21 protein-coding genes and 2 riboswitches are annotated in these 18,681 nt (G+C 63.4%); of the genes, 9 read left to right on the top strand and 12 right to left on the bottom strand.

Annotation, left to right across the window (positions count from 1 at the left end; all coding sequences use genetic code 11):
* Positions 1–28: 28 nt before the first annotated feature.
* Positions 29–886 carry an SDR family oxidoreductase gene (locus tag A3728_RS06490; RefSeq protein WP_067921324.1) on the top strand — a complete coding sequence of 286 codons (858 nt, stop codon included), beginning with the start codon at positions 29–31 and terminating at the stop codon, positions 884–886.
* Between the two features lie 9 nt (positions 887–895).
* Positions 896–1,474, top strand: coding sequence for an exopolysaccharide biosynthesis protein (locus A3728_RS06485; RefSeq protein ID WP_236630419.1), 579 nt, complete (start codon positions 896–898; stop codon positions 1,472–1,474).
* On the opposite strand, the gene dxs is transcribed toward A3728_RS06485, so the two are convergent.
* From dxs to A3728_RS06460, 5 genes are all read right to left on the bottom strand, one after another.
* Entirely contained in the window at positions 1,471–3,390 is a 1,920-nt protein-coding gene (gene dxs, locus A3728_RS06480; RefSeq protein ID WP_067921322.1) for a 1-deoxy-D-xylulose-5-phosphate synthase, read from the bottom strand. The two genes, A3728_RS06485 and dxs, sit on opposite strands and share 4 nt — an antisense overlap.
* 21 nt (positions 3,391–3,411) lie before the next feature.
* A complete protein-coding gene (locus A3728_RS06475) occupies positions 3,412–4,272 on the bottom strand; it encodes a polyprenyl synthetase family protein (protein ID WP_067921320.1) in 861 nt (286 codons plus the stop codon).
* Positions 4,272–4,514 carry an exodeoxyribonuclease VII small subunit gene (locus A3728_RS06470; protein WP_067921318.1) on the bottom strand — a complete coding sequence of 81 codons (243 nt, stop codon included), beginning with the start codon at positions 4,512–4,514 and terminating at the stop codon, positions 4,272–4,274. Before A3728_RS06470 ends, A3728_RS06475 begins: the two co-directional genes overlap by 1 nt.
* A gap of 92 nt (positions 4,515–4,606) precedes the next feature.
* Positions 4,607–5,308 carry a response regulator gene (locus A3728_RS06465; protein ID WP_067921316.1) on the bottom strand — a complete coding sequence of 234 codons (702 nt, stop codon included), beginning with the start codon at positions 5,306–5,308 and terminating at the stop codon, positions 4,607–4,609.
* Positions 5,305–5,817 (bottom strand): MarR family winged helix-turn-helix transcriptional regulator, encoded by a 513-nt coding sequence (locus A3728_RS06460; RefSeq protein WP_067921314.1) that lies wholly within the window; start codon positions 5,815–5,817, stop codon positions 5,305–5,307. Before A3728_RS06460 ends, A3728_RS06465 begins: the two co-directional genes overlap by 4 nt.
* Positions 5,818–5,979: 162 nt before the next feature.
* Here A3728_RS06460 and A3728_RS06455 point away from each other — a divergent pair, with 162 nt between their 5' ends.
* A complete protein-coding gene (locus A3728_RS06455; RefSeq protein ID WP_067921312.1) occupies positions 5,980–6,849 on the top strand; it encodes a branched-chain amino acid aminotransferase in 870 nt (289 codons plus the stop codon).
* Positions 6,850–7,024: 175 nt separating this feature from the next.
* Here the strand turns inward: A3728_RS06455 and A3728_RS06450 are convergent, their stop codons facing one another.
* From A3728_RS06450 to A3728_RS06425, 6 genes are all read right to left on the bottom strand, one after another.
* A complete protein-coding gene (locus A3728_RS06450; protein ID WP_067921310.1) occupies positions 7,025–7,972 on the bottom strand; it encodes a cyclase family protein in 948 nt (315 codons plus the stop codon).
* Between the two features lie 68 nt (positions 7,973–8,040).
* Entirely contained in the window at positions 8,041–8,814 is a 774-nt protein-coding gene (locus tag A3728_RS06445) for an SDR family NAD(P)-dependent oxidoreductase (RefSeq protein WP_067921308.1), read from the bottom strand.
* Positions 8,815–8,816: 2 nt separating this feature from the next.
* Positions 8,817–9,425 (bottom strand): cob(I)yrinic acid a,c-diamide adenosyltransferase, encoded by a 609-nt coding sequence (cobO, locus tag A3728_RS06440; RefSeq protein ID WP_067921306.1) that lies wholly within the window; start codon positions 9,423–9,425, stop codon positions 8,817–8,819.
* A 58-nt stretch (positions 9,426–9,483) separates the two neighbouring features.
* Positions 9,484–10,422: a DMT family transporter gene (locus A3728_RS06435; protein ID WP_067921304.1), complete on the bottom strand. Its 939-nt coding sequence runs from the start codon at positions 10,420–10,422 to the stop codon at positions 9,484–9,486.
* 16 nt (positions 10,423–10,438) lie between these two features.
* Complete coding sequence (gene aroC, locus A3728_RS06430) at positions 10,439–11,548, bottom strand: chorismate synthase (protein WP_067921302.1); 1,110 nt, start codon at positions 11,546–11,548, stop codon at positions 10,439–10,441.
* 78 nt (positions 11,549–11,626) lie between these two features.
* Positions 11,627–12,436 (bottom strand): hypothetical protein, encoded by an 810-nt coding sequence (locus A3728_RS06425; protein WP_067921300.1) that lies wholly within the window; start codon positions 12,434–12,436, stop codon positions 11,627–11,629.
* A 133-nt stretch (positions 12,437–12,569) separates the two neighbouring features.
* Positions 12,570–12,671, top strand: a riboswitch (TPP riboswitch).
* Positions 12,672–12,706: 35 nt separating this feature from the next.
* Here A3728_RS06425 and thiB point away from each other — a divergent pair.
* From thiB to A3728_RS06410, 3 genes are read left to right on the top strand one after another with little or no spacing between them, the layout of a single operon-like run.
* Positions 12,707–13,684 (top strand): thiamine ABC transporter substrate binding subunit, encoded by a 978-nt coding sequence (gene thiB / locus A3728_RS06420; RefSeq protein WP_067921298.1) that lies wholly within the window; start codon positions 12,707–12,709, stop codon positions 13,682–13,684.
* A complete protein-coding gene (locus A3728_RS06415) occupies positions 13,660–15,219 on the top strand; it encodes a thiamine/thiamine pyrophosphate ABC transporter permease ThiP (RefSeq protein ID WP_067921296.1) in 1,560 nt (519 codons plus the stop codon). Before thiB ends, A3728_RS06415 begins: the two co-directional genes overlap by 25 nt.
* Positions 15,206–15,898 (top strand): thiamine ABC transporter ATP-binding protein, encoded by a 693-nt coding sequence (locus A3728_RS06410; RefSeq protein WP_067921294.1) that lies wholly within the window; start codon positions 15,206–15,208, stop codon positions 15,896–15,898. The genes A3728_RS06415 and A3728_RS06410 overlap by 14 nt, the downstream gene beginning before the upstream one ends.
* Here A3728_RS06410 and A3728_RS06405 read toward each other — a convergent pair whose 3' ends face one another.
* A complete protein-coding gene (locus A3728_RS06405; RefSeq protein WP_067921292.1) occupies positions 15,899–16,339 on the bottom strand; it encodes a 6,7-dimethyl-8-ribityllumazine synthase in 441 nt (146 codons plus the stop codon).
* Positions 16,340–16,414: 75 nt separating this feature from the next.
* A riboswitch (FMN riboswitch) is annotated at positions 16,415–16,557 on the bottom strand.
* A gap of 61 nt (positions 16,558–16,618) precedes the next feature.
* Here A3728_RS06405 and A3728_RS06400 point away from each other — a divergent pair.
* The 3 genes from A3728_RS06400 to petA all read left to right on the top strand — a co-directional run bounded on the left by A3728_RS06400 (position 16,619) and on the right by petA (position 18,681).
* Entirely contained in the window at positions 16,619–17,233 is a 615-nt protein-coding gene (locus A3728_RS06400; protein WP_067921290.1) for an FMN-binding negative transcriptional regulator, read from the top strand.
* 96 nt (positions 17,234–17,329) lie between these two features.
* Positions 17,330–17,941: a glutathione S-transferase gene (locus A3728_RS06395; RefSeq protein ID WP_067921288.1), complete on the top strand. Its 612-nt coding sequence runs from the start codon at positions 17,330–17,332 to the stop codon at positions 17,939–17,941.
* 179 nt (positions 17,942–18,120) lie between these two features.
* The gene (gene petA, locus A3728_RS06390; protein ID WP_067921287.1) at positions 18,121–18,681 is read left to right on the top strand and encodes a ubiquinol-cytochrome c reductase iron-sulfur subunit; all 561 of its coding nucleotides are present in this window, start codon (positions 18,121–18,123) and stop codon (positions 18,679–18,681) included.

Raw genomic sequence — 18,681 nt, 5'->3', positions numbered from 1 at the left:
CGGCGCGCGGGCGGTCCACCATCCGGCGATGGAAAAGACGTTACTCTCCTTCGGTCATGGCTACAGCGCGCAGGCGCTGGCGCACCGGCTGGTGCCGCAGGGTTGGCGTATTTTCGGGACGACGCGCAAGCCCGAGCGGCAGGCGGAGATTGCCGCGGCGGGCGTTGAACCCGTTCTATGGCCCGGAACGGACGTGGAGCCGCTTTTGAAGGTGGCGTCCCACCTGCTCATCTCTGCCGGGCCGGGGCCTGATGGGGACCCGGTACTGAACGCGCTGCGCGAGGAAATCGCGGCGATGGCACCGGATTTGCGCTGGGCCGGCTACCTGTCGACAACCGGCGTTTATGGCGATCACGGCGGCGACTGGGTGGACGAGGACACACCGCTTGCCCCTTCCACGCGGCGGGGAAAGGCCCGGGTGGAGGCTGAGGCCGCGTGGCGGGCGATTCCGGGATTGCCCCTGCACATTTTCCGGCTTGCGGGAATCTACGGGCCGGGCAGGGGGCCCTTCTCCAAGGTGCGCGAGGGGACGGCGCGCAGGATCATCAAGAAAGGTCAGGTCTTTTCGCGCATCCACGTCGAGGATATCGCCAAGGCATTGGAGCTTTCCATCGCGGCCCCGAACCCCGGTGCGATCTATAACCTCTGCGACGACGATCCGGCCCCGCCAGAGGATGTGATTGCCCATGCAGCGGAACTGCTGGGCCGCCCCGTCCCGCCCGCCATTCCCTTCGAGCAGGCCGATATGACCCCCATGGCCCGCAGTTTCTATGCCGAGAGCAAGAAGGTGCGGAATGACCGGGCCAAGGCCGAACTCGGTTGGTCGCCCGCCTATCCCGATTACCGCAGCGGGCTGGCGGCCCTGCGCGACCGCGAGGCGGAGTGACCCCTCGTGGTGGATGAGGACCGGACCCTGAACCATCTGCTCGACGGGATGGAGCACGCCGCCCGGCAGGACACGGTTTCGGTCGACGATGTGCTGCATGAATTCGGTGACCGGGCGATCACGCCCTTCATCCTGCTGATCGCGCTGATGCTGGTTTCGCCCCTGTCGGGGATCCCCGGTGTGCCCACCATCGCGGCTGCGCTGATCATCCTGCTTTCCACCCAAGCCTTGGTCGGGCGGCGGAGGCTCTGGCTGCCCGGCTTCCTTTTGCGGAGGGAGATCGCATCGAAGCGCCTGCTGAAGGCGGTGGAATGGATGCGGCGGCCCTGCGCCTTCGTCGATCGGCACTCCCATTCGCGGTTGCGGTATCTGACCGTCGGACCGGCACGCAGCCTGACATTGCTTGCCTGCACGGTGATCCCCATCGGCTGGCCCCTGCTGGAGGTCTTGCCGATGGTTTCATCTATCGGGGCGGCGGTGGTCGCGCTGCTATCCTTCGGGCTTTTCACCCGCGACGGCCTTTATGTTCTTCTGGGCTATGCAGGTGTGGTGATCACAGCATCGGCGGGGCTTTGGTTCCTGCTCTAGGCCCGCTGCGCATCGATGCGCGAAATCCCCAGCACATCGAGCACTTTCGCTTCGATCTGTGCCGCATTCATGCCCGCCGCTTCATACATATCGGCAGGGCTGGCCTGATCGATAAAGATATCCGGCAGGACCATGGAACGGTAGCGCAACCCTTCGTCAAAGACGCCTTCATCCGCGAGCAATTGAGCCACATGGCTGCCGAAGCCACCGACGGCGCCTTCCTCAACGGTAATGAGCGCCTCGTGTTTCGCCGCAAGGTCGAGGATCATCTCCCGGTCGAGCGGTTTGGCAAAACGGGCATCCGCGATCGTGGGGCTGATCCCGCGGGCCCGCAGTGCCTCGGCGGCCTTGCGGACCTCCCCCAACCGGGTGCCGAAAGACAGGATCGCCACGCGCGCGCCCTTTTCGATCACGCGCCCCTTGCCGATCTCCAACGGAACACCGCGAGCCGGAAGCTCGACCCCCTCGCCCTCGCCGCGGGGAAAGCGGAATGCGATGGGGCCGTCGTCATAGGCAGCGGCGGTAGCAACCATATGCCGCAACTCCGCCTCATCGGCAGCCGCCATCACGACGAAGCCGGGCAGGTTGGCCAGAAAGGCGACATCAAAGGCCCCCGCATGGGTGGCCCCGTCGGCCCCCACAAGCCCCGCGCGGTCTATGGCGAAGCGGACCGGAAGGCGCTGGATCGCCACGTCATGCACCACCTGATCGTAGCCGCGCTGAAGGAAGGTCGAATAGATGGCGCAGAAAGGTTTCATCCCGCCTGCCGCCAACCCGGCGGAAAAGGTGACGCCGTGCTGTTCGGCGATACCGACATCGAAACAGCGCGACGGATAGCGTTCGGCAAAGAGGTTGAGCCCGGTGCCGTCCGGCATCGCCGCGGTCACGGCGCAGATCCGGTCATCTTCCGCCGCCTCTGCCAGCAGGCTGTCGGCGAAGACGCGGGTATAGCTGGGCGCGTTGGAAGGGGCCTTCTTTTGCTTCCCGGTCACCAGGTCGAACTTGGCGGTCGCGTGACCGCGGTCCAGCGCTTCTTCAGCCGGGGCGTAACCTTTGCCCTTTTTCGTCACAACATGGATGAGAATGGGACCGTTGGCGCGGTCCTTTACCGTGCGCAGAACCGGCAGCAACTGGTTCAGGTCATGCCCGTCGATGGGGCCCACATAGGAAAATCCAAGCTGTTCGAACAAGGTACCGCCCACCGCCATGCCCTTCAGCACGTCTTTTGCCCGCTTCGCCCCAAGGCGGAAAGGTTCGGGCAGCATGCTGACGGCGCCTTTGGCGGCCGCGCGAAAGTCCTGAAACGGTTTTTCGGCGTAGAGCCGGCTGAGATAGGAGGACATTGCCCCGACAGGCGGCGCGATCGACATTTCATTGTCGTTCAGAATGACGATCAGGCGGCGGCCCAGATGACCGGCGTTGTTCATCGCCTCGTATGCCATGCCCGCGCTCATCGCGCCGTCGCCGATCACCGCGATGGCATCCCCCAGCCCCTCGGGCACGTCGCCGCCCAGATCCCGGGCCACGGCAAAGCCGAGCGCCGCGCTGATCGAGGTGGAGGAATGGGCCGCGCCGAAGGGATCGTAAGGGCTTTCGCTGCGTTTGGTGAAGCCGCTCAGCCCGTCCTTCATGCGCAGGGTACGAATACGGTCCCGCCGTTCGGTCAGGATCTTGTGGGGATAGCACTGATGGCTCACATCCCAGATCAGCTTGTCCCGGGGCGTGTCAAAGACCGCATGCAGCGCCACCGTCAATTCAACAACACCCAGCCCGGCTCCGAGGTGTCCGCCCGTTACCGAAACGGCGGAAATCGTTTCCGCGCGTAGTTCAGCCGCAAGCTGGTGCAGCTGCGCATCGGATAGATCTTTCAGATCGGCAGGACGCCGGATGCGGTTCAGCAGGGGTGTTTCTGTCATCTCGGCCTTCCTGTCGGCGGCTCAGCTTTTGCGCGCAATAACGAAACGCGCCAGCGCCCGCAATGGATCCGCCTTGTCGTCATATGGCGCGAGAGCGGCGAGCGCTTCGTCCACCAGTGCTTCGGCCCGGGCCTTCGCGCCGTCCAGCCCGAGCAGGGAAACAAAGGTCGCCTTGCCCGCGGCCGCATCTTTCTGAAGGCGCTTGCCAGCCGTGTCCGCGCAACCTTCGACATCCAGTATGTCATCGGCGATCTGAAAAGCCAGCCCGATTGCCGCACCGCATCTGCGCAGGGGTTCGGGATCGGCCCCTGCAAGGATCGGCCCCGCAGTAGCTGCCCAGATTATAAGCGCGCCTGTTTTTCCTTGCTGCAGATCGATGATCTCCTCCAGCGAAAGGGGGCTGCCTGCGGTTTCGGCGGCGATGTCCAGCGCCTGCCCCAGCACCATGCCGCGCGCTCCGGCGGCGGAGGCAAGGGCGCTTGTCAAGGCAACTGCCACGTCGGGGGGGCCTGTACGCAGCGCCAGTTCGAACCCCAATGCCTGCAGGGCATCCCCGGCGAGGATCGCTGTCGCTTCGTCCCAGGCGCGGTGTACGGTGGGGCGTCCACGGCGCAGGTCATCATCGTCCATGGCCGGCAGGTCATCATGGATCAGACTATAGGCGTGAATTGCTTCGATGGCGGCGGCAGCGGGCAGGGCATGCCGGCGGTCGACGCCATGCAGTCGGGCCCCTTCCAGCACAAGGGTTCCCCGCATGGCCTTCCCACCTTCGAGCGCGTAGCGCATCGCCTTAGTGACCGGCTGGTCGGGCAGTTCGTCGAAGAGAGTATCGAAATAGGTCTGGATCGCCGTCGCGGCATCGTCGAGCGCTTGGCGGTGCATCAAAGGCCTTCGACCGGCGTGGTGCCCTTGGGGTTGCCATCCTGATCGAGCGTGATCGCTGCGACCTTCTCTTCGGCGTCCTTCAGCGTCTTTTCGCAGCGCGCCTTCAGCTTGGCACCGCGTTCATAGAGCGCGATGCTTTCGTCCAGTGCCACTTCGCCACGTTCGAGCTGCGCCAGAACCTTTTCAAGTTCGGCCATCGCGGCCTCGAAGCTCATTTCCTCTACAGGGGTGTCCGACATGTTGTTATCCTGTCTCTGGTTCGACCGCACTCTAACGGGTCGGGAACCGCCCCGCCAGAGAGGGGCGCAGGGTTTCGGGCAGGAATGCGACGTCAGTCGGGGGCGAGCATGTAGCCCGCACCGCGGACCGTCTGCAGGTAGCGGGGCTGTTTGGGGTTGTTTTCGATCTTCCGGCGCAGTCGGGTGATCTGTACGTCGACGGCGCGTTCCTGCGCCTGCCCCCGGTCCCGCCCCAGTTCTTCCACCAGCTTCGACCGGCTGAGCGCGACGCCCGGCTGCGCCGCGAAAATCTTCATCAGGTGCACCTCGGTCGCGGTGAGCCGCACCAGTTCATCGCCCTGCCACATCTCACCCCGTTCGAGGTCATACCGGATCGGACCAAGCGACAGCACCTTGGGGGCGCTTTCCTGTGTGAAGGTATCGGGCATGCGGCGCAGGATGGCATTGATCCTCAGCAGCAGTTCCTTGGGTTCGAAGGGTTTCGGCAGATAGTCGTCCGCCCCGGCTTCGAGGCCTTCGATCCGGCTGTTGGTTTCTCCCCGCGCCGTCAAAAGCAGGATCGGCGTCTGCATCGTCTGCCGGAGGGAGGAGGTCAGCGCCATGCCGTCCTCTCCGGGCATCATGACGTCGAGCACGATCAGGTCGAAATCCAGCCCGGCGAGAATGCGCCGCGCATGGGCCGCATCACGCGCCGCCGTCACGAGGAACCCCTGCCGAACCAGAAATTTCTTGAGCAGAGTGCGAATGCGTTCGTCGTCATCCACGATCAGCAGGTGGGATTCGAAATCGCTCACGCGCCGGTTTCCTTGAGGCGCTGAAAGCTCCGGCGCATTTCGCTGTCCATCATCGCTTCGAGTACGGTGCGGAATCCCGCTACCGCTTCGGGCCCCGCCTCTCTGTAGGCGGCGCGCATCCGCGCACGCTGGGCGTCCGACAGGGTCTGCTCCAATTCCCGTCCCTTGTCCGTCAAATAAAGGTGCCTTTCCCGCTTGTCGTTCTTACCGATCCTGCTTTGCACCAGACCATCTGAGATCAATGTGCGCAACACACGGTTGAGCGATTGCTTGGTGACGCCCAGCAGGTTGAGCAGATTATTAACTGTCGTGCCGGGGGCGCGGTTGATGAAATGGATCGCCCGGTGATGCGCGCGCCCATAGGCAAGATCGTCGAGAATGCGATCGGGATCGGCGGTAAAACCCCGGTAGGCAAAGAACATCGCCTCGATGCCCTGGCGCAACTGTTCGTCGGTGAGAAACAGCAGATTCTCGCCGCTGTTGATGGAAAGCGCCCGCCCGTCCGCCATAAATCACCTCTCGTCGCAGTCAGGCGCAGTTTATGTCAGCCTTGTTGACATTCCAAGGGCGAAAGGCTATCGAATCGGGGGAAATGGGAAATAAAATGATATTTGCGCGCCCTTTTGCGCAACTATTGCAATACATACCATGTAATTTGGGAAGGAAACGACATGGCAGGCGCATATAATGATCGGGACGGATACATCTGGATGGATGGCAAGATGGTCGACTGGCGCGAGGCCAACGTCCATATCCTGACCCACGCCCTGCACTATGCCTCTTCCGTCTTCGAAGGTGAACGGGCCTATGGCGGCAAGATTTTCAAGAGCCGCGAACATTCCGAACGGCTCAAGCGCTCGGCCCAGATGATCGACTTTGAAATCCCCTACACGGTTGACGAAATCGAGGCGGCCAAGCTCGAGGTTCTGCAAGCTTCGGGCCTGCAGGATGCCTATGTGCGCGCAATCGCATGGCGCGGCGCGGGCGAGGACATGGGCGTGGCTTCGGCGCGCAACCCGGTCCGGCTGGCAATCGCCGCCTGGGAATGGGGTGCATACTACGGCGACGCCAAGATGAAAGGCGCCAAGCTCGACATCTCCAAGTGGAAGCGCCCCTCGCCGGAAACGATCCCCTCCCACGCGAAGGCCGCGGGCCTCTACATGATCTGCACGATGTCCAAGCACGCCGCAGAGGCAAAGGGTTGTTCGGATGCCATGATGTTCGATTACCGCGGCTACGTGGCCGAAGCGACCGGCGCCAACATCTTCTTCGTCAAGGATGGCGAGGTGCATACCCCCGATCCGGACTGCTTCCTCAATGGGATCACCCGCCAGACGGTGATCGGCATGCTGCGGGACAAGCAGATCAAGGTACACGAACGCCATATCATGCCCGAAGAACTGGAAGGTTTCGAACAGTGTTGGCTGACCGGCACCGCCGCCGAGGTTACGCCCGTGGGCCAGATCGGCGACTACAACTTCGAGGTGGGTTCCATGACCCGCGACATCTCGGAAAGCTACGAAAAGCTGGTCCGCACCTGAAATCACCTCTCGGGCGGCGATCCCGCCGCCCGCTTCCAAATGGCGGAAAATCCCCGCCGGAGGCTCCCGCGATTGCCGCTGCGAACAAGGGCAGAGGCGGGCAAATCCGGTAAGACAAGAAACCAAAAGGCCGGGCGATCATCGCCCGGCCTTCTGTCTTCAGTACCGGGGTCGCTCAATACAAGGCCACCGGATTGATCATCGCCTGAACCGATCCGATGATCCGTGGCTGCCCCAGTACGAACATGAACTCGTTCACACCTTCCTCCAGCAGCGGGCCCACGTTCATCGTCTCGAGGATATAGATCCCGTTTTCCTTCAGGAGCGTGACATGGCCGTAGAACACCTTGTCACCTTCGGCCGGCGGCACGGCGTCCAGCCCCCATGTATCGGCCCCGACGGCAATCGGGTTCAGCGACGCCATGTAGACCGCTCCCTCGTTGGTGAGGCCCGGCTCGGCTTGGCCCCAGAGGGCCGGGTTGCTTTCCAGCATGCCGTCGGTCCAGCCGGTATAGAACAGAACGATGTCACCCTCGCGCAGTTCGACGTTCTGCGCTTCTGCGGCGGCCTTGATCTCTTCGGAGCCGAAGCTCTGGCCTGCTTCCATGACCTCCACGCCCGCCTGCGCGGCCATGTCGAGGATCACGCCCCGGCCCACCAGCGGCGGCACCGCATGCGTGCCGAGCTTTGTCAGACCGGTGATGGCGCTGATTTCCTTTTCGTCGAGGCAGTTATAATAATGCCCGTTCTCCCCCAGATGGCCCAGACCATCGAGCTGTGATCCGATGCCGATCCATGTCTGCAAAAGGTCGTCGTTGTAGTTCCCTTCATAGCCGAAGCCTGAAAGTTTCTGGCCCCCCTGCTGATTGGGCTGCACCACCTGAAGGTTGAGCGAGCGGGGCGGGAAGGCGGGTGTATCCGGCCCGATCGCGATGCCCAACGGCATCGATTTGCCCTGCTTGATCAGCTTTGTGGCCTCAAGCGTGCGTTCCGGGGTGACGAGGTTGGCCGATCCGATCGTATCCTCGGCCCCCCATTGGGAATTCTTGCAGTCCTGCGCAAAGGCAGGTGCGGCGCCCAGTCCCAAGACAAAAGCGGCGGCGATAACAGGTTTAATGTTCATGTGAAATCCTCCCTTGGAGAGGGCAGGCTAACACGATTCCCCGATCTGGCCAGTCCGCTTTGCGGTCCTCAGTTTCGCAGGGCGGGAAGGCCGACCCCGGTACTTTCGAAACCACCGTCCGCCGCGATGACTTGGCCCGTCACATAGCTTGCGCGGGGGCTGCAGAGAAAGACGATGACTTCCGCGATCTCGCTCTCGCTGCCATAGCGGTTCAGCGGAATCGCGTCATGATAAGCGGCGATGATCTCGGGGCTGTGTACCGCCATGGCGAGCTTGGTGCGCACCGGCCCCGGGCAGACGCAGTTCGCGCGGATGCCGAACTCACCTAGTTCAGCAGCCTGCTGTTTCGTCAGTTGGATGACAGCGGCCTTCGACGTGCCATAGGCCACCCGCAGGGTGGAGGCGCGCAGCCCCGAGATGGAGGCGATATTGACCAATGCGCCTCGGCTTTCCTTCAATGCGGGCAGGGCAGCCTGCGACATCAGGAAGGTCCCGTCGAGGTTGGTTTCCATGACACGCCGCCAGCGGTCGAAATCCGTTTCATCGATCGGTCCGAAGTCGGCGACGCCCGCATTGTTCACCAGTGTGTCCAGCCGCCCGAACCTTTCCAGTACATCGCGCAGGGCGGCGGGCGCATCCTGCGGGTTGGAAATGTCGCGCACCAGCGCGAGCGTGTCCGGCCCGAGTTCGGCGCAGGCCGTCTCCAGTTCCTCCGCGTCGCGGTCCAGCAACGCCACGCGCCAGCCTTCGGCAAGAAAGAGCTTCGCCGTGGCCAGCCCGATGCCCCGTGCCGCACCTGTGATCAATGCAACCTTTTGCGTGTCGGCTTCCGGCTCTGCCATGTTCAGTAATCCACGCCCTTTTGCGCCTTTATGCCCGCTTTGAAGGGGTGTTTGACCTCTGTCATTTCGGTCACGAGGTCCGCGTAGTCGCAAAGCGCGGGCTTTGCGTCCCGCCCCGTCAGCACCACCCCGGTGCGCGGGTCGCGGGCGTCGAGCGCGGCGATCACTTCTTCCGTAGACAGATAGTCATAGCGCATTGCGATGTTGATCTCGTCCAGCACGACCAGATCATAGTCGCCGCTCTCCATCATCTCCCGCCCCTTGGCGAAAGCGGCCTTGGCGGCGGAGATGTCGCGTTCCTTGTCCTGCGTATCCCATGTGAAGCCGTCCCCCATGGTGTGCCATGTCACCCCGCCGGCCCGTTCGAAGAACAGCCGTTCGCCGGTTTTCCACTTACCCTTGATGAACTGCACGACGCCCACGGTCTGTTTCCAGCCCAGTGCGCGGATCACCACGCCGAAGGCGCTGGAGGATTTCCCCTTGCCGGCCCCGGTATGAACCAGCACCAGGCCTTTTTCTGGGTCTTCCAGCTGCGCTACCTTGAGGCGCTGTTCTGCCTGACGTTCCTGCATCTTTTGTTTGTGGTCGTCGGGTTGGGTCTTGTCGGACATGCTGCGGCTCCCTTGTTTCTCCGGGGCACCATAAGCCCCCTGTCGCCGGGGTAAAGCATCAGGCCTTGGGATCGGTCACCGACCGCACCTTGCCCCGTTCCAGACCAAGCTGACGTTCGCGCAGGATGACGAGGGCCCCGGCGATAATCACAAGCGATGCCCCCGCCAGCATGACCATCGTGGGCAATTCCCCGAAGAAGACATAGCCGATGACGATGGCGAAGAGCATCGAGGTATAATCGTAGGGCGCAAGCATGGAGGCGGAGCCATAGCGATAGGCCGAGGTGACGAGTATCTGCGCCACACCGCCGATCAGCCCGGCGGTGATCAGCAGGGCAACCGTTTCCGCATCCGGCACAACCCAGCCGAAGGGAATGGTCAGCAGGGACAGCAGGGATGCGGTGACGGAAAAGTAGAACACGATGGCAGCGGTATGTTCGGTTTGCACCAGCTGGCGGATATGGATCTGCACGAGGCTGCGCATCATCGTCGCGATGAGGATCAGCAGGGCACCGATGGTGGCGGTCTGTTCCATCGTCCCGATGCTGGTGAAACGCGGCCAGAGGATGATCATCACGCCCAGCAGCCCCATCCCCACCGCCGTCACACGGATCAGGCGGATTTTCTCTCCCAGAAGGACGGCGGCGAGCGCGACCGTGAAAATCGGAGTGGCAAAACCGATCGCCGTAACCTCCGGCAGGGGGAGCAGGCCAAGGCCCATGAAGGTAAGCCCCATCGCGGTCGTGCCGAACAGGCCGCGCCAGACGTGACCCATCGGGCTGACCGGCTTCAACCCGTGGGACAATTGCCCCCGCTGGATGAGCCAGATCAGAATGACGGGGATGGCAAAGAACGAGCGGAAGAAAACGGCTTCGCCCGCCGGGACATCGTCCGCCGTGGCCTTGATGAGCGCGGACATGGTGGTGAACAGAAAGATCGCCAGCACCTTGAGGCCGACGCCAAGTGCGGGCCGGGCGGAGAAATCCTCTACCTTCACAGGAGGGGTTTTCGCATCAGGCTTCCGGTCCGATCACGCCGCGATTCTGGCCGATCTGCCCGCGGTGCAGCAGCAGGTGGTCCAGCAGAACACAGGCCATCATCGCCTCACCCACCGGAACGGCGCGGATGCCGACGCAAGGATCGTGGCGACCTTTGGTGATGATCTCTGTATCCTCGCCTGTCTTGGTGATCGTCTTCCGGGTGGTCAGTATGCTCGACGTGGGCTTGACCGCGAAACGCAACACAATGTCCTGCCCGGTGCTGATACCGCCGAGTATCCCGCCCGCGTGGTTCGACGAGTAGACCGGCCCGTTGGGGCCCATGGAGATCTCGTCAGCGTTCGATTCGCCGGTGAGCATGGCGGCAGACATACCTTCGCCGATTTCCACGCCCTTGACGGCATTGATGCTCATCATTGCGGCGGCCAGATCGGTATCCAGCTTGCCATAGACCGGCGCGCCGAGGCCGACGGGCACACCCCGTGCCACCACTTCGATGATCGCGCCGACACTGCTTCCGGATTTGCGCAGGCCGTCGAGGTATTCGGCCCAGTCAGAGGCCGCGCCAGCGTCCGGCACCCAGAACGGGTTCCGCTCGATCTCGTTCCAGTCGAAGGCGTCGCGGTCGATCTTGTGCGGCCCCATCTGCACCATGTAGCCGGTGATCTGCATGTCGGGGACCATGGCGCGGATCGCTTCGCGCGCCAGCCCGCCCGCGGCAACCCTGCTGGCGGTTTCGCGCGCCGAAGACCGACCGCCGCCGCGATAATCGCGGATACCGTATTTCTGGTAATAGGTGATATCGGCGTGGCCGGGGCGAAACTTGTCCTTGATGTCGCCGTAGTCCTTGCTGCGCTGATCGGTGTTCTCGATCAGCAGCTGCACGGGGGTGCCGGTGGTGACGCCTTCGAACGTGCCCGACAGGATTCGCACGGCATCGGCTTCCCGCCGTTGAGTGGTGTACTTATTTTGCCCGGGTTTGCGACGGTCCAGCCAGTGCTGGATCATGCCTTCATCGATCGGCACGCCGGGGGGGCAGCCATCCACGGTCGCCCCGATGGCCGGGCCGTGGCTCTCGCCCCACGTGGTGACCCGGTAAAGATGCCCGAAACTGTTGAGGCTCATGCGCGTTCTCCGATTTCGTTGAACGGCATACTGCCCCGCCTCCGGCTTGCCAAGGGCCGCAGGAAGCGGGGCGCGATGTCAGAGGCTGGGCGATTCCGTTGCCAGCGAACGCTTGCCGCGGAAAGCAGGCGGCTCGGGGGCATCGCGACCCAGCGGAATGCTGACCGTGATGTTGCCTTGCGTCCATGTCTCGTCCAGCAGGTCCGAATGCAGGCGGCCCACTTCCGTCTTCAGATAGATCGGGCGGTTGATCGAAGGCAGGGCGCTGCCGATGTCATAGGTCATGCCGAGCTTTACCGCCGTCACATCGTCTTCGATGGTGGTCGTGGTTTCCTGGTAGTTGTCGTACTGCACCTCTGCAAAGAGGTTCAGACCGTTGGAGAAGTCCCGACCCACGTGCAGGCCAGTGGAATACCAGTCTTCCCCGCCGGTGTTCTTTTCGTTGCTCGCACCGAAATATCCGACGTAATCGAAACCGCGATAATCCCCGCGCATTTCGATCCCCCCGTGGGAGGTATTGTTGTTGCCCGGTCCGGTGAAGCCCACGAGGAAGGGTTCGCGATCCCGCGTGTTGTACTGCCCGTAGATGCCGACGGCGAAAGCGTCAGAAAAGCTGTAGAGAAAGCGCAACCCGGCTGTGTTGGTCTCGAAAAAGTCAGCGTTCTGATAATTCTCTTTCGAGTAGGCAAGATAGGCCTCGGCCCCGAAATTGCCGTAGGACACCGCGGTGAGCGCGGAGACACGCGGCTCTTCGCCCCCTCCGCTACCGAAGGTGTTGGCGCTGTAAGACAGACCCAGGGTCGTGCCGTCGTACTGGAATTGCTGGGCGCTGACGCCGGTTCCAACCAGAAGGGCGGCGGTGGAAAGATACAGGAAGTGGCTTTTCATAATCGGTTCCTCATTAATCATTGGCCCGACGGTGGGCTGTCTATTCACATGTAGGGCGCAGGGTGCCGATCTCGCCCCATCTGCCGAAGTTTCATTAATACTGTTGCCTGTTGGTCTCACTCATATTACCTCTCGCAGTACCTCGGGGGGCCGAAAGGCTGAGATGTGCGTGATGCGCGGACCCGTTGAACCTGAACCGGTTAGCACCGGCGGAGGGAAGGTCTGGACATCCATCCACCTTACACCCTTTCGCCGCAAAAGGAGGATGCGATGAAGTATCTTGCACTTGCAGCGGGCCTTGCTGGAGCCTCGGCGGCCTACGCCCAGGCACCTGAACTCACGGTCTATACATACGACAGTTTTGTGGCGGACTGGGGCCCCGGCCCCGCGATCGAGAAAGCCTTCGAAGAAGAATGCGGCTGCGATCTGAATTTCGTCGGCATGGGGGACGGTGCAGCGCTTCTGGCCCGCCTGAAGCTGGAAGGCGCCCGCACGGATGCCGATGTCGTCCTGGGGCTGGACACCAGCCTGATTGCTGCCGCGAAAGAGACGGGGCTTTTCCAGGAAAGCGATGTCAGCGCCCAGTACGATCTGCCGATAGCCTGGGACGACGAGGTTTTCGTGCCCTATGACTGGGGTTATTTCGCCTTTGTCCACGAAGATACGCTCGATGCCCCCGCGAACTTCCGCGCGCTGGCCGACAGCGACCTGAAGATCGTCATTCAGGATCCGCGCTCCTCTACTCCGGGGCTGGGGCTGCTGATGTGGGTGAAGCAGGCTTACGGGGATGAGGCGCCCGCGATCTGGGAAGGGCTGGCCGACAATATCGTCACCGTAACCAAAGGCTGGTCGGAGGCTTATGGCCTCTTCCTCGAAGGCGAGGCCGACATGGTGCTGAGCTACACGACCTCTCCCGCCTATCACCTCATTGCCGAGGAGGATTCGAGCAAGGCGGCCGCCGTCTTCGACGAAGGGCATTACATGCAGATCGAGGTCGCTGGCCGACTGGCAGCAAGCGATAGGCCGGACCTCGCAGAGCAATTCCTGCGGTTCATGGTTTCCGACGCGGCGCAGTCCATCCTTCCCACGACCAACTGGATGTATCCCGCCGTGATGCCCGAAGGCGGCTTGCCGGAGGGTTTCGAAACGCTGGTCGAACCCGAAAAGGCGCTGTTGATCCAAACGGAGGCCGTGCCGACCCTGCGTGACGAAGCGTTGCAGGAATGGCTTGCGGCGCTGTCCCGATAAGCCCCAGATCGGGTATGGCCGCGGCGGCGCTTGTCGTCGCGGCCATACTGGCGGCGTTTGCCGGTGTCCTCAGCCGGGCGGAAATAGCAGGCGGGCTGTCAACGAGCGATTGGGCCGCGATCCGTTTCACGATACTTCAGGCTTTGCTGTCGGCGGCAATCTCGGTCGTTCTGGCGGTGCCGGTGGCGCGCGCGTTGGCCCGGCGGCGGTTTCCCGGTCGCGGGCTGGTCGTGACCCTGCTGGGCGCACCCTTCATCTTGCCGGTGATCGTGGCGGTGTTGGGGTTGCTCGTGGTGTTCGGAAGGTCGGGATGGGTCAATGCGGGGCTCGACCTGCTCGGGTTGCCGGGCCTGTCGATCTACGGGTTGCACGGGGTGGTGCTGGCCCACGTCTTCTTTAACCTGCCGCTTGCGACGCGCTTGCTGCTGCAAGCCTGGCAATCCGTACCGTCGGAACGGTTCCGCCTTGTTGCGCAACTGGATCTTGCGCCGCGTGCGCTGTTCCGTGCTGTCGAATGGCCGCTTTTGAAACAGGTCGTGCCCGGCGTTTTCGCACTCATTTTCGTCATCTGCCTCACCAGTTTCGCGGTTGCGCTGACGTTGGGTGGCGGTCCGCGCGCCACGACGATCGAACTGGCTATTTATCAGGCGTTCCGCTTCGATTTCGATCTGGGCCGCGCCGCGATGCTTAGCCTACTGCAGCTTGTTCTGGCGGGCGGTGCGGCGGTGCTTGCACTGGGGTTGCTGCCTTCCGTCTCGCCCGACGCGGGGCTGGACAGGCCCCTACAGCGGTGGGATGCGCGCGGCGGAACGCAAAGGTTCGCGGACGGTGTCTCGATCCTGCTCGCCTTGCTGTTCCTGCTCGGGCCGATCCTTGCCGTGGTGCTGCGCGGCGTCGCCGGGCTGGCGCAGGTTCCGGCGTCTGTCTGGCAGGCGGCGGCCACATCGCTCTGGGTTGCCATGCTCAGCGTTGCATTGCTGATGGCGTTGGCCTTGCCCATGGCGGGCTGGATCGCGGGGCGCGGGCGTGGCCGGGTCGAAGCGATCGGGCTGCTGGGTCTTTCGGCATCGCCCCTGATGATCGGCACCGGCTGGTTCATCCTGATCAATCCATGGGCCGATCCACAGGCTTTGGCGCTTCCCGTGACCGCGCTGGTCAACGCCATGATGGCGTTGCCCTTCGCCCTGCGCAGCCTCGTTCCGGGGATACGTGATGTCCTGCGGGACTATGGTCGACTTGCGGCAACGCTCGGGCTCAGCGGTTGGGCGCTCTGGCGTTGGCTGATCCTGCCCCGCCTGCGCCCCCGGCTCGGATTCGCGGCGGGGCTTGCCGCGGCGTTGTCGGTAGGCGATCTTGGCGTCATCGCCCTCTTTGCCGACCCGGATCGCGCCACTTTGCCCTTGCAGATGTATCGCCTGATGGGAGCCTACCGGATGGAGGCCGCCGCGGGGGCGGCGCTGATCCTGCTCAGCCTCGCGCTGCTGGTATTCTGGGTCTTCGACAGGGGAGGGCGCTGGCATCATGCTGGAACTTGAAGAGTTGCTGATCCGCCTCGGCACGTTCGAATTGCGGGCGACCATGGCCCTGAGAGAGGGCAGGCGCTACGCCGTCATCGGCCCCTCGGGGGCGGGGAAATCTTCGTTGCTGAACGCGATCTGCGGTTTTCTTCCTGTCGCAGGCGGCTCTGTCCGGGTGAAAGGGCGCGACATCACGGCAGATCCGCCGGGTCAGCGCCCGATGACCATGCTGTTTCAGGACAACAACCTTTTCCCGCATCTGACCCTGCGCCAGAACGTCGGGCTGGGCCTGCGCCCCAATCTGCGCCTGACGGCGGAGGATGAAGAGCTGGTCGCGGCGGCGCTCGCCCGGGTACAGCTTGGCGACCACGCGGAAAAACTGCCTGCCGCACTATCGGGGGGCCAGCAAAGCCGCGCCGCGCTTGCCCGGGTTTTAGTGCAGGCGCGGCCCTGGGTCCTGCTCGATGAACCTTTTGCCGCACTAGGCCCCGCACTGCGCGCGGAGATGCTGGATCTCGTCGAAAATCTGGTAGCGGAAACCGGCGCCGGGTTGCTGATGATCACCCATTCCCCCGAAGACGTGCGCCGCATCGCGGAGGAAGCGATTTTCGTGGCGGACGGCAGGGCAGAGGCGCCGATGTCGGCGGCGGATCTGCTGAACGATCCGCCGCCCGCCCTGCGGGTCTACCTGGGATGATCAGGCGGCTTTCCGGCCCGCGCCGATAATACCGAGCGCCGCATGCGCGGCTTCGCGGCCCTTTTCCACGAAATGTTCGGCATAGATCGCCCGGTGGTGCGCGGTGTCCTGAAACTGATGCGGCGTCAGCGAGACGGAAAGCACGGGTATCCCGGTATCGAGGCCCACGCGCATCAGCCCGTCCACGACGGCCTGTGCCACGAAATCATGGCGGTATATGCCCCCGTCCACCACCAGCGCGGCGCAGGCGATGGCGTCATACCGCCCGCTTCGGGCGAGCTTCTGTGCCATCAACGGTAGTTCGAAGGCACCGGGCACGTCGAAAACCTCCGTGGCCGAAGCCGGGATGATTTCGGCAAAGCCCGTCAGGGCCCGATCCACGATCTCTGCGTGCCAGCGGGCACGTACGAAGGCGAAGCGGGCGGAAGTATCGTGTGACATCATGATCTCCTCTGGTCGGCACACTATCCACCCAAGGCGATCACGGGACCGGCAGAGCGCACCGCGCCCTTCCGATCACATTCTCTTTCATCCGGACTATGACCGTCGGCTCCGGCATCTCACCGGATCTGCTGACACCCCCGGAAGGGCCGCTCGCGGGCTCGTGGCGCAGGCCACATACCGCCGGTGGGGAATTTCACCCCGCCCTGAGAATGCAGACAGGTTGCCAAAGGCCCGGCACGGGCGCAATAGAAATACGCCAGACACGGAGACCGCCTGATGCATCCCAATCCCGTCTTTCGCACCACTCCGCGTGAACGCAATGTCGCCTTCGCCCGTGATGCCGCCTTCGGCATCATGGCTGTCGCGGGTCCCGATGGGCCGCTGATGTCTCATGTGCCATTCGTGCTGGACGAAGAGGGCACGAGCGCCGAGTTGCATCTGGTCCGTTCCAATCCCATCGCCCGGCTGGGCAGGGAGCCTTTGCAGGTACGGCTCGCGGTATCGGGGCCGCACAGCTATGTTTCCCCCGACTGGTACGGGATCGAGGATCAGGTGCCGACGTGGAACTACGTGGCCGTTCACCTGATAGGAGAACTCGAACCCCTGCCGCTGGCAGAGTTGGAGCCGCTTCTGGCCCGGCAATCCGCGTTCTTCGAGAGCCGTCTTGCCCCGAAGCGGGCGTGGACCATGGACAAGATGACGGAGGAAGCGCGCAGCCGGTTGATGCGGATGATCCTGCCCTACCGGCTGAACGTGCATGAGGTCGATGGCACATGGAAGCTGGGCCAAAACAAGGACGAGCCCGCCCGGCTTTCCGCCGCGTCCGAAATGCAGTCCCACGGGTTCGGCACCGACCCGGGCGTGATGGCCCGGTTGATGCGGGATGGCTGAAGGGCGGAGACCCCCCGATGACGCGACGAACCTCTGACCCATTGTGTTGGGTCGCCGTTCGGTAAAGACTGCGCGGATCATCATGAGGAACAGCGCATGAAACTCCATTATTCTCCGACCTCGCCCTATGTGCGCAAGGTCATGGTCCTGCTGCACGAAACCGGCCAGATCGCGGATGTCACGTTGCACGAAGCCTCCGGGACGCCGTTGAACCCGGCGGAAGGGCTGGAAGCCAGCAATCCGCTGACCAAGGTTCCCGCGCTGGAGCGGGACGACGGGCCGACGCTTTATGACAGCCGTGTCATTTGCGCCTATCTGGATGACAGGGCGACGGCCCGGCTCTATCCGAGCGGTCCGGCACGCTGGGAAACCCTGACGCTGGAGGCCACGGCGGACGGCATGCTCGATGCCGCCCTGCTGATGATCTACGAAAACCGGCTGCGTCCCGAAGACAAGCGATTGGAAAGCTGGGTCGAAGGTCAGTGGGGGAAGATTGCCCGGGCCTGTTCGGCGCTGGAGAGCCGTTGGATCAGCCATCTGTCCGGCCCGCTCGACATGGGGCAGATCGCCGTGGGCTGCGCGCTGGGATATGTTGAGTTTCGCCATGGCGCGCGGGGCTGGCGCAATGGCAACCCGGCGCTCGCCGCATGGTTCGAAGAGTTCGATTCGCGCGCATCGATGCGGGCGACGGCGCCCCCGGCCGGGTAGTATTGCCACAATCGCAAGCTTTTCCGTCCCGCGCAGGCCACCTGCGACGGTTTGCGCGCCATTGCCATCTGGACGGGCGCGCGATGGCCCGGTAGATACCCCCTGAAGCAAGATCGCCTGTCCGCAGGCGGTCGCCATGTCTGACGGCCGTGCTTTGGCCAGAAAATTGGAGAAAACCCGTGTCCCAAGCTGAAGAACACGCAGGTAACCGGAGGGACTTCCTCTATTACGCGACCGCAGGCACCGGGGCCGTCGCGGTCGGTGCGGCGGTCTGGCCACTTGTGAACCAGATGAACCCTTCGGCGGACGTAAAGGCGCTTTCGTCGATCCGCGTGGATGTCTCCGGGCTTGAGCGTGGCTCGCAGCTGACCGTGAAATGGCTGGGCAAGCCGGTGTTCATTCGCCGCCGTACCGAGGAAGAGATCGTCGAGGCGCGTTCCGTCGATATCAGCGACCTGCCCGACCCGACTGCCCAGAACGAGAACCTTTCGGGCGATGTGCTCGCAACCGACGAGAACCGCGCGCTGGACGACACCGGCGAATGGCTGGTCCAGATCGGCGTCTGCACGCATCTGGGATGTGTTCCGCTGGGTGACGCGGGCGATTTCGGGGGCTGGTTCTGCCCGTGTCACGGGTCGCACTACGACACGGCGGGACGGATCCGCAAAGGACCCGCGCCCCTGAACCTGCTGGTGCCGGTCGCCGAATTTCTTGACGAATCCACGTTGAAGCTGGGTTAA

Origin of the sequence: Sulfitobacter sp. HI0040, assembly GCF_001634885.1 — a bacterium.
In the GTDB taxonomy this organism is placed as follows: domain Bacteria; phylum Pseudomonadota; class Alphaproteobacteria; order Rhodobacterales; family Rhodobacteraceae; genus Sulfitobacter.
Note: the sequence above shows the minus strand (reverse complement) of the source record. Positions and strands in the feature narration are given on the sequence as shown.

What these genes read in the sequence shown, in the direction of transcription:
- cobO (WP_067921306.1), bottom strand. Translation starts at nt 9,425, where the DNA reads ATGTCCGACAAGACCCAACCCGACGACCACAAACAAAAGATGCAGGAA.
- A3728_RS06405 (WP_067921292.1), bottom strand. Translation starts at nt 16,339, where the DNA reads ATGTCACACGATACTTCCGCCCGCTTCGCCTTCGTACGTGCCCGCTGG.
- A3728_RS06490 (WP_067921324.1), top strand. Translation starts at nt 29, where the DNA reads ATGGAAAAGACGTTACTCTCCTTCGGTCATGGCTACAGCGCGCAGGCG.
- A3728_RS06460 (WP_067921314.1), bottom strand. Translation starts at nt 5,817, where the DNA reads ATGGCGGACGGGCGGGCGCTTTCCATCAACAGCGGCGAGAATCTGCTG.
- A3728_RS06445 (WP_067921308.1), bottom strand. Translation starts at nt 8,814, where the DNA reads ATGGCAGAGCCGGAAGCCGACACGCAAAAGGTTGCATTGATCACAGGT.
- thiB (WP_067921298.1), top strand. Translation starts at nt 12,707, where the DNA reads ATGAAGTATCTTGCACTTGCAGCGGGCCTTGCTGGAGCCTCGGCGGCC.
- aroC (WP_067921302.1), bottom strand. Translation starts at nt 11,548, where the DNA reads ATGAGCCTCAACAGTTTCGGGCATCTTTACCGGGTCACCACGTGGGGC.
- A3728_RS06400 (WP_067921290.1), top strand. Translation starts at nt 16,619, where the DNA reads ATGCATCCCAATCCCGTCTTTCGCACCACTCCGCGTGAACGCAATGTC.
- A3728_RS06455 (WP_067921312.1), top strand. Translation starts at nt 5,980, where the DNA reads ATGGCAGGCGCATATAATGATCGGGACGGATACATCTGGATGGATGGC.
- A3728_RS06395 (WP_067921288.1), top strand. Translation starts at nt 17,330, where the DNA reads ATGAAACTCCATTATTCTCCGACCTCGCCCTATGTGCGCAAGGTCATG.
- A3728_RS06475 (WP_067921320.1), bottom strand. Translation starts at nt 4,272, where the DNA reads ATGCACCGCCAAGCGCTCGACGATGCCGCGACGGCGATCCAGACCTAT.
- A3728_RS06425 (WP_067921300.1), bottom strand. Translation starts at nt 12,436, where the DNA reads ATGAAAAGCCACTTCCTGTATCTTTCCACCGCCGCCCTTCTGGTTGGA.
- A3728_RS06470 (WP_067921318.1), bottom strand. Translation starts at nt 4,514, where the DNA reads ATGTCGGACACCCCTGTAGAGGAAATGAGCTTCGAGGCCGCGATGGCC.
- A3728_RS06415 (WP_067921296.1), top strand. Translation starts at nt 13,660, where the DNA reads ATGGCTTGCGGCGCTGTCCCGATAAGCCCCAGATCGGGTATGGCCGCG.
- A3728_RS06450 (WP_067921310.1), bottom strand. Translation starts at nt 7,972, where the DNA reads ATGAACATTAAACCTGTTATCGCCGCCGCTTTTGTCTTGGGACTGGGC.
- A3728_RS06410 (WP_067921294.1), top strand. Translation starts at nt 15,206, where the DNA reads ATGCTGGAACTTGAAGAGTTGCTGATCCGCCTCGGCACGTTCGAATTG.
- dxs (WP_067921322.1), bottom strand. Translation starts at nt 3,390, where the DNA reads ATGACAGAAACACCCCTGCTGAACCGCATCCGGCGTCCTGCCGATCTG.